Origin of the sequence: Amorphoplanes friuliensis DSM 7358 (genome assembly GCF_000494755.1) — a bacterium.
Lineage (GTDB): Bacteria > Actinomycetota > Actinomycetes > Mycobacteriales > Micromonosporaceae > Actinoplanes > Actinoplanes friuliensis.
On record NC_022657.1, the window covers coordinates 7,432,644 to 7,446,222 of the forward strand.

Here is a 13,579-nt window from a genome sequence, read left to right on the forward strand (position 1 = left end):
ACCCGCCGGCGAGTCCCGCGGTGTCCCTGCAGGCCTACGTGTCGCGGTGCCTGAGTGCCCGCACAGGTCGGCGATGTCGCCGATGGATACACCGCCGTCGGACAGCAGCGACACGAAGCTGTACCGCAGGACTCCTTCGACATCCACCCGTCCATGCGCTTGCGCATCGATCACGGGTTCGAGCACAGGACGACCCTTACATCGACTGACCAGCTTGTCGTCGCTCGGTTCGCCGGACTGCATCAAAAAGTGCCCACATAAACTCTTTTAGGTGGGTACGAGCTTGATGCCCTATTTGAGATTGGCGCAAACTTGACACAGAAGCTCCCTAAGGAGCTGCAAAAAGCAAAGACTTTAACCCCGCCGAATTTATTTATGTAGTTGATGGTGGCGGTTCGACCACTTACCGAGAGAAACAAGAGTCGTTTCTTTCGTCACTATGCCGAGCAATATGGTGTCCTCGGTTCTCAGACCGGCCTCGTTTGCACGAGGTGTGGCAAGACATTCGGAAACAGAGAGACCGCGAACCGCCACGCAACACGGAATGCTGACCAGAAGGGTGACTGTGTGCGGGTCGCCCGCGTGTTGTCCAAGCTTATTCGGGATCACGGGTTGCCTGGATCCCCAGCGGCAACTGAGCTGGCTCGTCCAGCTCATGAGCAGACGTGTGACCACGAGCGACCTGGCTGTGACGGACCATCATTCAGCCAATGCATGCCCACATGCGACCGTGTGCTTCTCTTACGCCATGAACCACGACAATGATCCTCGTAAACTGATGTTGCAGTTCGCTGTCGGTACAGTGTTGCTATGCCTAGGTTTCGCCGTAGTGGTGTATTCGATCTGGACCACTGCGGACTACCACATCCCAGGCTTCATGCTGGCGGGGGTCGGCGCATGGCTCGTGGGCCGGGGTCTGGCGACGTGGCTACGCGTGAAGCCGGGGGTGACTGACTGAGTGACCACCAAACGGTACGAACCCGGACGCCCATGGACGCTGACGGACCCTTCTTGCAGCTCAGGGCTCGCTTAGGTGCTGGCCGAACGGCCATGACAATTCCCTGACACGGAAGTGGTCACTGGTTCGATCCTGGTACCGCCCACCAGCACCGTTGTTGAGCCGGATGCCCTATTCGGGTATCCGGTTCTTGTTTTGCCGGGCGCTAGGTCGCAGAGGGATGCGCGGGCACGGTAGCGGCCCGCCGGCGAGCGCCGTTTTAACGGTCGTCTCAGGATCGCTCAGTAGGAAGTAGGCATCGCCGGGCGACGCGGGTCTCGGCCTCGTCAGCTTGGCCGAGGCCCACGTCGCGCTTCACGGCCGCAAGGTCAGCGTCGGCCCCCACCGGACGGCCGCGACCCTGAAAGGCAGCCTTTCATGATCTCTGTGCTGGTGGCGGAGGCCCAGCCGCTGCAGCGCTTCGGCTTTCGCATGTTGTTGGAGAACACCCCCGACACCGAGATCGTCGGCGAGGCCGAGAACGGTGCCGAGGCTGTTCGTCGGATCACCGAGTTGCGGCCCGACGTGGTGCTGATGGATATCCGTATGCCTGGTGTCGACGGGATCGAAGCCACCCGGCGCATTGTCGCTGCCGGTGGGCGGTCGCGGGTCCTGGTGCTGACGACGTTCGACTTGGATCGGTATGCGTTCGCCGCGCTGCGGGCAGGGGCGAGCGGTTTTCTGTTCAAGGACATTCGCCCGGAGGAACTTCTTGCCGGTATCCGATCCGTCGCGGCCGGGGATGCTGTGATCGCGCCGGCGCTGGTTCGGCGGTTGCTTGATGCGTTCGGCGACCAGCTCGACGATGATCTCGGCGGGCCCGTGCGGGAGGATCCCCGGCTGGAGTTCCTGACCGGCCGCGAGCGCGAGGTTCTTGTCGCTATCGGCCACGGCCTCACCAACGGCGAGATCGCGCAACGGTTCACGCTGTCGGAGTCGACGGTGAAGGCGCACGTCGGGAGGGTCCTCGCCAAGATCGGCGCTCGGGACCGGATCCAGGCCGTCATCCTCGCCTACAATTTGAGACTCACCCGGCCGGTTTAGCACACCGTAGTCAGGACTTGCGGGGCGAGACCGCCATGATGCCGATGCACATCTCGTCGCTGGTGCCGTCGCCCCACACCACGTAGCGGGGTGGCAGTTTTTTCAGCTGGGGCACCAGTTTGCGCAGTCCGACGTCGTGCTTGCACGTCACCCGTAGCGTGTCGCCCGGGCCGATCTCCACCGGTGACGGCAGCTTCATCAGGCGCTGGTTGTCGAAGTCGAACTGTGGCACGTCCAGCACGACCTTGGCTTTCGGCGTACCCGGGTTGAGTTCGACCTTGAGGGCCCGCCCGAGCATGTGCATGTGGCCGAAGCCGGCGAACAGCGTTGCCGGGGCTTCCACCTTGTGGTCGCAGGTCTGGGTGTCACCGGGCTTCGGGGCGCCGCCCCGGTTGCATTCCTCCACCTGGTCGTCCGCCATTTCGCCGACCTCCGGGCCGAACCGCTTCGTCACGTCCGCGATCGAGGCCGCCCGGTCGCAGAGCGGGCCCGACTCGTCGGCGGCGCAGGGCAGGTCGATCGGCCCGTCGAGCGACCACGTTTCGAGTTCCCGGGTGCAGGGCGTGCCGTCCGTCAGCCGCAGCCGCACCGCCGAGAGGTCCGACCCGGTCGGCTTGCCGTCGGTCGCGAGCAGGTTGTAGTGGATCTGGAGGACGATCAGGCCGCCCGGCTCCAGCTTGTAGCCGGCGTCCTGGTCGAGCAGCGTTTCCGTGGCACCTGGCGCCCAGGTGTCCACCCACGCCGCGTCTCCCTCTTCGACCTCGGCGCCGGCCACGCCGGTTCCGCCGAAACACTGCCAGCCGAGGCCAGGGGTCTTTGCGTCCTGCTTGCGCACCGCGGCAGCACCGCCCGGCGGCACCGCGTACACGATGGCGTGGTGCGCGATGGCGACGTTCTCCGGTGCGAATTGTGTACCGGTCAGGAACGCCGCTCTGGTCAGGCCCGGATCGATCATCTGGCACCGGTACTCGTCCGAGCCACCGCCCTCCGGCGGCGTCGGCGTGTAGGCCTCGGCCATCTTCAGGTCCAGGAACCGTTCGCCGGCGCGCAGCGGCTGCGGTGGAGCCGACGACGCGCCCGCATGCGCACTGTGCGAACCGGCGGGTGGGGGCGCCACGCTGTTGTCGGCGTCCGAGCCGCAGGCGGCGACGGCAGCGAACGCTGTCACCAGCGTCATGGCACCCGCCGCGAACTTCCACCGTGGACTGTCGAATTTCCTCATGGCCTGAACGCTAGGACCGATGTTGTCGCGTCTCGTCGTACCGCAGTCGTGATTCCCGGGAGGAAGGCAGTACCACGGTCCTGCTCCCGGAGCGCCGCATTAACGATCGTCTCAGATTCGCTCGGTACGAATTCAGCCTCGGACAAGCAATGCAACTCGTCAGGAGGCTATTGATGTCAAGCAACGCAGTGTCACCCAAGGAAACGCCGCCCGGTCGGTTGGCGGGCCGGTGGGTGCCGTGGCTGGTGATCGGCTTGTGGCTGGCGCTGGCGGTGGTCATGGTGCCGCTGAGCGGAAAGTTGAGCTCGGTCACCACCGACAGAGCCGTGGACACCCTGCCGGCCGGCGCCGAGTCCACCAAGGTGGCGGTTCTGGAGGACAGTCTCCCCGGCGGTGAGGACAACACGTTCGTCTTCGTGTACCACCGCGCCGGCGCCTTGACCGACGCCGACCGCGCGACAGTCCAGCGGCACTACAACACCCTGGCCAAACGGTATCCGCCGAAAACTGCGGCGGCCGGCGAGGACGACGACGATTCGCCGACGCGACTGTCCACCGACCGCCAGGCGATGGTGTTCACCCTCGACGTGAGCACGACCCACGGCGCACCGGAGGCGCTCGTCGGCCCGTTGCGTGACGCTGCGAAGGACCGCCCCGCCGGCCTGCAGCTCGAGGTGACCGGCCCCGCCGCGATCGACGGCGACCTGGACGCCGTCTTCGACGGCATCGACCTGCAGGTCTTCCTCACCACCGTCATCGTCGTCACGGTCCTGCTCATCCTCACCTACCGCAGCCCGGTGTTGTGGTTCATCCCGCTCGTGGCCGTGGGCGCGGCCGCACTGACCTCGATGGCGACCGTCTACCTGCTCGTCAAGGGCTTCGGCATCGTGGTCAACGACCAGAACTCGGCGCTGCTGACGATCCTGGTGTTCGGCGTCGGCACGGACTACGCGCTGTTGCTCATCGCTCGATATCGGGAGAGTCTGCACCACCACGAGAACGTCCGGGTCGCGATGGTCCACGCGCTCCGCGGCGCGGCGCCGGCCATCGTTGCGTCCGCGGCCACCGTGGTCGCCGGCCTGCTCTGCCTGCTCGTCGCGGACCTGAACAGCACCAGCGGGCTGGGCCCGATCGGTGCGGCCGGCATCCTCTGCGCGCTGGTGGCCATGCTGACGCTGTTCCCGGCGCTGCTCGTGGTGCTCGGCAGGCGGATCTTCTGGCCGGCCATCCCGCGGTTCAACGCGGCCGTGGAGGCGAAGCCGGGGCTGTGGGGACGGCTCGGCACCGCCATCAGCCGCCGCCGGTGGGTGGCGACGCTCGGCTCACTCGGCATCCTGGGCGTGCTCGCCATCGGGCTGTCGGGCAACACCGGCGCCCTGCGGGAGCAGGACCAGTTCCTGTCCGCGCCGGAGTCGGTCACCGGCTTCACCGTTCTGCGCCAGCACTTCCCCGAGCTCGGTGGCCAGCCGATGACGATCTACACGCGGCCGGCGTACCAGGATCAGATTCTCGACGTCGTCAAGCGCACTCCCGGCGTCGCACAGGCCGCCCCGGGCGAGACCAGCGGCGGCTGGACCGACATCTCCGTGTTCCCGGCCGACGCGCCGGACACCGCCGCGGAATACGACACGATCAAGCGGGTGCGCACCGCCGTGCACGCGGTCAACGGGGCGGAGGCGATCGTCGGCGGGCCGAGCGCGGAGAACCTCGACACCGAGGTGACCACCAGTCGCGACGAGAAGCTGGTGATCCCGCTGGTGCTCGCCGTCGTCCTGATCGTCCTGGGGCTGCTGCTGCGGGCGATCGTGGCCCCGCTGATCTTGATGGCCACCGTGATCGTCTCGTTCGCCGCGGCCTTCGGTGGCAGCGTGTTCGTCTTCGACACGATTCTCGGGTTCAAGGGAGTCGATTATTCGGTGCCGCTGCTGGCATTCCTGTTCCTGGTGGCACTCGGCGTCGACTACAACATCTTCCTGACCAGCCGGGCCCGGGAGGAGACCGTGCGGCTCGGCACCAGAGAGGGCATGCTCAAAGCCCTCTCCGCCACCGGTGGCGTCATCACCTCGGCCGGGCTGGTCCTGGCGGCCACGTTTGCGGTCCTCGCGACGCTACCGCTGGTGATGCTGATCGAGGTCGGGTTCCTGGTCGCCTTCGGCGTGCTGCTCGACGCCCTGCTGGTGCGGTCGGTCCTGGTCCCCGCCCTCACCCTGCTGATCGGCCGACGGATGTGGTGGCCGAGCCGGTTGTCCCGACCGGTGGAGCTGCCGGACGATCGACGGCCGCTCGTGGACGATCAGGAGCCAGCGCTGCAACGGTGAGCGCGGCGGCACGGACGAGATCCGGGACGGGGACCCAGACCCGTCCCGGATCTTTCAACGGCCCTACGGCCGCCGGCCTTCGGTCCCGAGCCAAGGCTGAGGTGGTGGGCCGACGACGACCGGACCAGACCTCCCGTAATCTCCGAAGAGTGAGGGAGACCGTGACCTATCTGGAAATGACGGCACAGGACCAGCTCGTTCCGGCGGATCCGGTGGCCGGGTTGACGCTCGATCCTCTGGACCGCGACTCACCCCTGGTCGTCGACCTTCAGGTACGCATAGGTGCTCCCCACGGCTGGAAGTGCGCCACCCGTACGGCGGAGGAGTGGACCGCCTGGCGTGCCCGATATCCGGACCGGGTGTTCTGGCAGCTGTCCTTCGACGATGAGCCCGCCGGCCTGGCCGCTTACGATCTGCACCCCGGCCCGGAGGTGGAGATCGAGACCTTCGGTCTGGTGCCGGAGTTCGTCGGCCGGGGCCTCGGCGGACACGCGCTGACCCTCACGGTGCGGCGCGCCTGGGAGCTGATCCCCGCCGTTCGGCGAATCTGGCTGCACACGTCAACGGCGGACCACGCCGGCGCGTTGCCCAACTATCTGCGCCGCGGTTTCCGCACCTTCCGGACCGTGGAACGCGAACGGGACTGACGACGACTAGCCCGGCCCGGCAGGGGTAGTCAGGCGGCCGCCGGATGTCGGTGTGGTCGGTCAGGCCGGCACGGGAGGGAGTGCACCATGGCTGACCGGATCGCTGACCCCTGGGGCGAGCGGACGCCGTACGGGCCTGGGCAGACGTGGCCCGCCCGCGTCGACCTGCACCTCGCCGAGGGTGTCGAAGAAGCGGACGTCGACCGCTGGGTGCAGTCGGCGTCGATCCTGCACTCGAACGGCGACGCCATGGACATCGCCGTCAAGGACGGGCGGATCGTCGGCGTGCGTGGCCGCGCGGAGGACCGGGTCAACCGTGGCCGGCTCGGGCCCAAGGATCTTTACGGCTGGCAGGCCAACAACAGTCCCGACCGGCTGACCCGGCCGTTGATCCGGCAGGACGGCCGGCTGGTGGAGACCGACTGGGACACGGCGATGGGCCGGATCGTGCACCGCTCGCGGGAGCTTCTCGAGGGCCCGGGCGGCTGGGGACATTTCGGGTTCTACACCAGCGGACAGCTGTTCCTGGAGGACTACTACACGCTCGGCCTGATCGGGAAAGCCGGTCTCGGCAACCCGCACATGGACGGCAACACCCGGCTGTGCACGGCCACGGCCGCGGCGGCGCTCAAGGCCAGTTTCGGCACCGACGGCCAGCCGGGCTCCTACACCGACGTCGATCACTGCGACACGATCGCCGTGTGGGGGCACAACCCGGCGGAGACGCAGGCCGTCCTCTGGATGCGGATGCTCGATCGCCGCAGCGGACCGAACCCGCCGGCGCTGCTCGCCGTCGATCCGCGATCCACGCCGGTGGCGCGCGAGGCCGACGTGCATCTCGCGCCGCGGACCGGCACCAATCAGGCCCTGCTCAACGGTCTCCTCCGCGAGATCATCCAGCGGGGCTGGTGCGACGACACCTACCTCGCCGCCCACACGATCGGATTCGACGAGCTGTCCCGGGTGGTCGACGCCTGTCCGATCGACCGGGTCGCCGGCATCTGCGACCTGAAGGCGGCCGACATCGAACGTGCCGCCGAGGTCATCGGCACCGCCGGCCGCCTACTCTCGACCGTCCTGCAGGGCTTCTACCAGTCCAACCAGGCCACCGCCGCGTCCTGCCAGATCAACAACCTGCACCTGGTACGCGGCCAGCTCGGTCGTCCCGGCGCCGGGGTCTATCAGATGAACGGTCAGCCCACCGCGCAGAACACGCGTGAGACCGGCGCCGACGGTGACCTCCCCGGCCTGCGCAACTGGGACAACCCCGACCACATCCGCGAGCTGGCCGAACTGTGGAACGTCGACGACCTGACGATCCCGCACTGGTCGCCCCCGACCCACGCCCTGCAGATCTGGCGGTACGCCGAACAGGGCTCGATCAAGCTGCTGTGGATCAGTGCCACCAACCCCGCCGTGTCCCTGCCCGACCTGGCCCGCATCCGCCGCATCCTGGCGCAGCCGGAGCTCCTGGTGGTCGTGCAGGACCTGTTCCTCACCGAAACCGCGGAACTGGCCGACGTGGTGCTGCCCGCGGCGACGTGGGGTGAGAAGACCGGCACGTTCACCAACGCCGACCGCACCGTGCACCTGAGCGAGAAAGCCGTCGACCCGCCCGGCGAGGCGCGGGCCGACCTGGACATCTTCCTCGACTACGCCCGGCGCATGGACTTCCGCAACCGCGACGGCGAACCGCTGATCGGCTGGACCACACCCGAGGAGGCGTTCGAGGCGTGGAAGTGGTGCTCGGCGGGACGGCCGTGCGACTACACCGCGATCACCTACGAGCGGTTGCGCGGGGGAAGCGGCATCCAGTGGGGTGGTGAACGGCTCTACACCGACGGCGTCTTCAACACCGATCCCGGCTACTGCGAGACGTACGGGCAGGATCTGAGCACCGGTGCGGAGTTCACCGCCGAGCAGTACCGCGCCAAGGAGCCGGCCGGGCGGGCGTTCCTCCACGCCGCCGACTACCAGCCCTCCCCCGAGGTGCCCTCCGGCGACTTCCCGCTGCTGCTGACCACCGGGCGCACGATCTACCAATTTCACACGCGTACCAAGACCGGCCGGGCGCCGGAGCTCGACGCGGCCGCGCCGGACGTGTGGGTCGAGTTGCATCCGGACGACGCGGCCCGGTACGGGATCACCGAGGGTGACCTGGTCAATATCTCCTCACCCCGCGGGGGGATCGAGGCCCGCGCCCGCCTCGGGGGCATCCGGCTCGGGGTGGTGTTCGTGCCGTTCCACTACGGCTACTTCGACGTCGACCCGGCCGGCCGCCGGCCCCGGGCGGCCAACGAGCTCACCGTGACCGCCTGGGACCCGGTGTCCAAACAACCGATCTTCAAGGTCGCGGCGGTACGGATCGCCAAGCTCGCCGGACCGGAGGGATGACCGTGCACCTGGCCCACTACCTCGGACTGCTGCACCGCGCCCAGCTCACCCTGGCCGACGCGTTCCGGCAGGTGGCCGCCGCGCACGGCGACGAGCCGGACATCGACCTGCTCTGCCGGCAGCAGGCCGAGCGGTGCGACGACCACGCCGCACGGCTGGAGCCGTTCGCGCGCCGCTACGCCGAGGACGCCCCCGAAGAACCGGAGCGGCTGCACTCCGAGTTGTTCCGGGGCACGCGTACGGGTGGGATCGGCCTGCTGCGTGACCTGCAGGACCTCTATCTGATGGCCGCGGAGTGCGACGTGTGCTGGACGGTTGTCGGCCAGGCTGCGCGAGGCGTCCGCGACCGGGATCTGATCGAGGTGGTGACCAGCTGCGACGCCGAGACCGCGATCCAGCTCGCGTGGCTGCGGACACGCATGAAGGCCGCCGCCCCGCAGGCCCTGGTCGTCGCCGACTGACTGGCAGGAAAGTTCTCAGATCCCTGCCGGTGCGGCCGATGCACTCGCTCGACGTAGTGGAGAGCGAGACTGGAGTGCCCATGGCCGACAGCACGAAGCGCGTTGTCATGTCAGCTGTTTCCGCCGCCCTGGCGGTGCTGCCGCTCGGCGTGGTGGCGACCCCCGCCTCGGCAGCCCCGCCACGCCCCCTGGCGCGCAACTGGGCGAGCTGGCTCGGCTCGACGAGCACGGAGAGTGCGACGACGCTGCGCCAGGTGCGTACCGTCATCGGCGCCGACACCACCGCGACGGCTGCGCTGACCGGCCGGGGAGTCGGTGTGGCCCTGATCGACACCGGTGTCGCGCCGGTGCCCGGTCTGCCGGCCGGCCGGATCGTGAACGGCCCCGACCTGTCGATGGAGTCGCAGGCCCCCCAGCTGCGCTACCTCGACACTTTCGGGCACGGCACCCACATGGCCGGCATCATCGTCGGCAACGACGCCGCCACCGGCACCGTCGGTCTGGCCCCCGACGTCAAGCTGACCTCGATCAAGGTCGGCACGGCCACCGGAACGGTCGACGTCTCGCAGGTCATCGCCGCGGTCGACTGGGTGGTCGCGCACCGCAACGACGACACCGCCAACCCCATCAAGGTCATCAACCTCTCGTACGGCTCCGGTGGCACCCCGAACACCTGGAACGACTCCCTCGGTTTTGCCGTCGAGAAGGCGTGGCAGGCCGGGATCGTCGTGGTCGCCGCGGCGGGCAACGACGGCAACGGCGCCGGAGTGCTGGCCAACCCCGCCTCCGACGAGTGGATCATCACTGTGGGCGCCACGGCGACCAAGGGAACCGCCACGACCTACGACGACGAGCTGACCACCTTCACCAACCTTCCGAAGGCCGGCAAGCAGATCAACGTCCTCGCCCCCGGTACGTCGATCCTGTCCCTGCGCGACAACGGCTCGTCGGTCGACCTGGCCAACCCGTCGGCCCGGGTGGGCGACACGCTGTTCCGGGGCAGCGGCACCTCGCAGGCCGCCGCGGTGACCTCCGCCGCCGTCGCCCTGCTGCTGCAGGCGAAGCCGTGGGCCACCCCCGACCAGATCAAGGAATGGCTGATCAGGAGCGCGACTTACCTCCCGTACGGAACGGCAGCCGCGCTCGGTCTCAAGGAGATCAACGTGAACGCCGCACTGGCCCGCAGCGGCTCCGCCGTTCAGGCGCAGAGCTGGAACAGGTCGAGCGGCGCAGGCACGCTGGACAACGCCCGCGGTGACAGTCGTGTGATGTTCGACAACGTGCCGCTCTCGGGCCAGCGTTCCGTGTGGGGGCCGTTGGCGACCAGCGGCTGGGCCGCGAAGTCCGCCGCGGGTGCCGCCTGGGCCGGCGGGGTCTGGATGGGTTACCGACTGGCGGGCGACGGCTGGACAGGCACCTCTTGGGCCTCCCGTACCTGGTCACCGGCGGTCTGGTCCAACAGTGCACCGTGGACGGGCGCCTCGACGACCTGGGCCGACCCGTCGTGGTCCGGACGCTCGTGGTCCGGGCGCTCGTGGTCGGCCGGCGCCTGGTCGGGCCGCTCCTGGTCCAGCGACGACTGGTCCTCCGCCTCCTGGAGCTGACCCTCCAGCCGGTGGCCGTGCGCATAAGCTGGGGTGTCAGGGGTATGCGCCCGGCCACCACCCGAGGCGGAGGAAAACACACGCTGTGACAAAAATGGGATTCTGGCAGCCCGACCCGGTCCGCGTCCTGGCCGGGCAGGCGTCGGAGGTGGAGCTCAAGCTGGTGGTGCCCGAGCACCGCGGCCGGTCGCTCGGCCTCGACCCCGACCGGAAACCCGATCGGCGGGTCTATTTCCTCGACACCCCGGATCTCGACCTCTACCGGAACGGCGTCATCATCCGCTTCCGTGACCGGCGCAACCAGCGCGACGACGCGGTGATCAAGCTGCGGCCGGTCGAGCCCCGCCGTGTGCCGGGCTGGTTGCGCACCGCCGACCGCTTCCAGGTCGAGATCGATGCGCTGCCCGACCACGCGGTCTGCTCCGGAACGCTCAAACGGCGGCTGGGCCGCAACGACATCTCCCGGACGCTCGCGGCGGGCCGGCCGCTGACCGGGCTGCTCTCCGCCCGGCAACACAAACTGCTCACCCGGTACGCCCCGACGACCGACGGCCTCATCGTGTACGGCCCGATCGACGTCCGCTGCCACAGCATCAAGCTGCGCGGCCTCAGCCGGGACCTGACCGCCGAACGCTGGCGGTACCCGGACGGCTCCGACCTGCTGGAACTGTCGACCCGCTGCCCGATCGGCAAGGCCACGACGGTCGCCGCACGGATGTCGGCGGCGCTCCGCGCGTACGGGGTCACCCCGGCCGACCAGCAACGCACCAAGACCGAGCTGGCCCTGCTGCAGTAGTCAGGCGCCCCGGCCGGAGCCGATGATCACAACGGTCAGGCCCTGCTCGCCGGCCGGCGGGCGCAGCATGGTGAGCTGCACCCGGCGTGGCCACCAGCGGGTCGGCTCCCGCCACGCGCACTCGAGGATCCGCGCCTCGGGCCGGTCGGTGCACGCCCCGAGCTGCTCCCAATGATCAAGCTGCGTGGCCACGATCTTCCGCGCCTGCAACCACGGCGATCCCGGCGGCATGGCGTAGATGCGCACTGTCGCGTCCCCGCGATCGTTGCGAAGGCTCCTGCCGATGATGCTCGCCCGGTCGAGGACAACCCGGTCGTACTCTTGTGCTTCTCCCGCCGCCGGCGGGGTGATCGGATGCGGAACGCCGGCGGCCTTCCACCGCAGGACCGCCACCGCCCCCAGGACCAGACCGGCAAGCAGCAGGAGCCCGGCGACGGCGGCGACCCACCGGCGTGTCTTCACCACAGGTCAGAACGGTGCGGGGCCGCGCCCGGCCAGGGACACCAGGAGCTGCGTCGCGAGCAGCTTGCGGACACCGACAACATCCACGGACCCGATCTGGTCGTAGGGCAACTCCAGCGACAGCCCGTCACCCGCGTCACGAATGTCCTCGCCCGTCTGGTCCGGCCGGAACGTCCCGCCCCAGCCCTCGACACCACCGCGATTGTTCGTACTGAGCGAGGCCATCCCCGAAACACGCTTGCCGTCGACAAGTGTCAGCCGCGCCGGGCCGGAATAGGTCGTCATGGTGGTTAACCGTAACCGCCCCGAGCACCCCCGCGGGCATCGTTGACGGCGCGGGTCAGCTGCCGTACCGGTCGAACGGGACCGTCCAGTCGCCGAGACCGTTCCAGATGGGCAGCTCGCGGGGGGTGTTCTTGACGTCGACGATGTCGCCGACCAGGAAGTTGTTGTAGACCCACTTGGCGTCGGCGGTGCTCAGATTGATGCAGCCGTGCGACAGGTTGGCCCGGCCCAGCGACGCGTTCCACGGCGCGGCGTGCAGATATTCACCGGAATAGCTGATCCGCGTGCAGAACTCGATGTTCTCCGACACGTAGTAGTTCGGGTCCTTGGGGTCGGTGACGCCGTAACTGGCCGAGCTCATCGTGTGCTTACGCTTCTTGCCCAGCACGACGTGCGGGCCACCCGCGGTCCAGTAACTGATGCGCTCGCCGTTCGCGCCGGTCGTGCCGCCGCCCTTGCCGAGGCTGCTCTTCATCGTGCGGACAAGTTTGCCGTTGATGTAGACCTTCGTCAGGTGCGTCCGGTTGTCACTGACCGCGATCAGCTGCCGGCCGACCTTGAAACTCGTCGACACGTTCTTCGACCCGTACGTGGTCTTGCCGAGCTTGACGCCGAACATGTCGACCTTGACCTTGACCGTCGTCCCGGCGGCCCAGTACTTCGCCGGCCGCCAGTGGACGGTCTTGTCGTCCTTCCAGAAGAACTTGCCCTTCACCGCGGGCGACGTCGTGATCTCGATGGCCTTCTCCGCCGCGTTCTTGTTCACGGCGCGGCTGAACGCCACGATCACCGGCTGCCCGGCACCGTACGTCCGCCCCTCCTTCAACGCGAGCATGCCGTTCGCCTGGAAAGTCACCCGGGCGATGTTCTCCGGCTTCAACGTCGTGAAGGTGCTGTCCTCAGTGGTCGCCGCGCCCGCACTGTCGGTCGCCGTGACGCTCACCTTGTACTTCTTGCCGTACGCGAGGTTTTCGGTCGACCGCCAGGTCCCGTCGTCCTGAACCGAACCGTCGATCTTCGACTTACCCGCCGTGACGGTGACCGACTGCAGCTTGCCGTCCGCAACCCCGACCACGATCGGCTTCAACGGCAACACACCCGTGTCACCGTTCGCCGGCGTCACACTCACCTTGACGGGAGCCGCCGCCGCCTCGATGTTCGCCGCCGGCTCGACCCACCCCGTGGGAGCGCCGCCCGCCTTGCCCTTGTCGGACGTCGAGCACCCGGCAGCAGTCGCAGCCGCAGCTATACCGACCGCGCCAATGATCACTTTACGTCGCTGAATCATTACTCTCACATTCAAGGGGATGTCAACCGGCGCCATCCAAGGCCCTGTATGTACAGACGGC

Annotated in this window: 11 protein-coding genes and 1 pseudogene; 7 read left to right on the plus strand and 5 right to left on the minus strand. The window is 68.3% G+C overall.

Going from position 1 to position 13,579, the window contains the following annotated elements:
- Positions 1 to 45 precede the first annotated feature (45 nt).
- A pseudogene (locus AFR_RS48165) lies at positions 46 to 129 on the minus strand (site-specific integrase); the annotation flags it as partial.
- Between the two features lie 1,246 nt (positions 130 to 1,375).
- Between AFR_RS48165 and AFR_RS34215 the strand changes: the two are divergent.
- Positions 1,376 to 2,041, plus strand: a complete 666-nt coding sequence (locus tag AFR_RS34215; protein ID WP_023561404.1) for a response regulator — start codon at positions 1,376 to 1,378, stop codon at positions 2,039 to 2,041.
- 10 nt (positions 2,042 to 2,051) lie between these two features.
- Here the strand turns inward: AFR_RS34215 and AFR_RS34220 are convergent, their stop codons facing one another.
- Positions 2,052 to 3,263 carry a hypothetical protein gene (locus AFR_RS34220; RefSeq protein ID WP_084298233.1) on the minus strand — a complete coding sequence of 404 codons (1,212 nt, stop codon included), beginning with the start codon at positions 3,261 to 3,263 and terminating at the stop codon, positions 2,052 to 2,054.
- 173 nt (positions 3,264 to 3,436) lie between these two features.
- Here AFR_RS34220 and AFR_RS34225 point away from each other — a divergent pair, with 173 nt between their 5' ends.
- From AFR_RS34225 to AFR_RS46935, 6 genes are all read left to right on the plus strand, one after another.
- Positions 3,437 to 5,581, plus strand: coding sequence for an MMPL family transporter (locus AFR_RS34225; protein ID WP_041841357.1), 2,145 nt, complete (start codon positions 3,437 to 3,439; stop codon positions 5,579 to 5,581).
- Positions 5,582 to 5,730: 149 nt separating this feature from the next.
- The gene (locus AFR_RS34230) at positions 5,731 to 6,228 is read left to right on the plus strand and encodes a GNAT family N-acetyltransferase (RefSeq protein WP_041841358.1); all 498 of its coding nucleotides are present in this window, start codon (positions 5,731 to 5,733) and stop codon (positions 6,226 to 6,228) included.
- Positions 6,229 to 6,315: 87 nt separating this feature from the next.
- On the plus strand, positions 6,316 to 8,622 hold the full coding sequence (locus AFR_RS34235) for a molybdopterin oxidoreductase family protein (protein ID WP_023561408.1): 2,307 nt from the start codon (positions 6,316 to 6,318) through the stop codon (positions 8,620 to 8,622).
- Positions 8,619 to 9,083 (plus strand): hypothetical protein, encoded by a 465-nt coding sequence (locus AFR_RS34240; protein WP_023561409.1) that lies wholly within the window; start codon positions 8,619 to 8,621, stop codon positions 9,081 to 9,083. The genes AFR_RS34235 and AFR_RS34240 overlap by 4 nt, the downstream gene beginning before the upstream one ends.
- 80 nt (positions 9,084 to 9,163) lie before the next feature.
- Positions 9,164 to 10,687: a S8 family serine peptidase gene (locus AFR_RS34245; RefSeq protein ID WP_023561410.1), complete on the plus strand. Its 1,524-nt coding sequence runs from the start codon at positions 9,164 to 9,166 to the stop codon at positions 10,685 to 10,687.
- Positions 10,688 to 10,781: 94 nt separating this feature from the next.
- On the plus strand, positions 10,782 to 11,483 hold the full coding sequence (locus AFR_RS46935; protein ID WP_023561411.1) for a CYTH domain-containing protein: 702 nt from the start codon (positions 10,782 to 10,784) through the stop codon (positions 11,481 to 11,483).
- Here the strand turns inward: AFR_RS46935 and AFR_RS34255 are convergent, their stop codons facing one another.
- The 3 genes from AFR_RS34255 to AFR_RS34265 are packed head-to-tail and all read right to left on the minus strand — an operon-like array spanning position 11,484 to position 13,518.
- Positions 11,484 to 11,948, minus strand: coding sequence for a hypothetical protein (locus tag AFR_RS34255; RefSeq protein WP_023561412.1), 465 nt, complete (start codon positions 11,946 to 11,948; stop codon positions 11,484 to 11,486).
- Between the two features lie 3 nt (positions 11,949 to 11,951).
- The gene (locus AFR_RS34260; protein ID WP_023561413.1) at positions 11,952 to 12,230 is read right to left on the minus strand and encodes a hypothetical protein; all 279 of its coding nucleotides are present in this window, start codon (positions 12,228 to 12,230) and stop codon (positions 11,952 to 11,954) included.
- 55 nt (positions 12,231 to 12,285) lie between these two features.
- Positions 12,286 to 13,518 (minus strand): L,D-transpeptidase, encoded by a 1,233-nt coding sequence (locus AFR_RS34265; protein ID WP_041841360.1) that lies wholly within the window; start codon positions 13,516 to 13,518, stop codon positions 12,286 to 12,288.
- Positions 13,519 to 13,579: the final 61 nt, after the last annotated feature.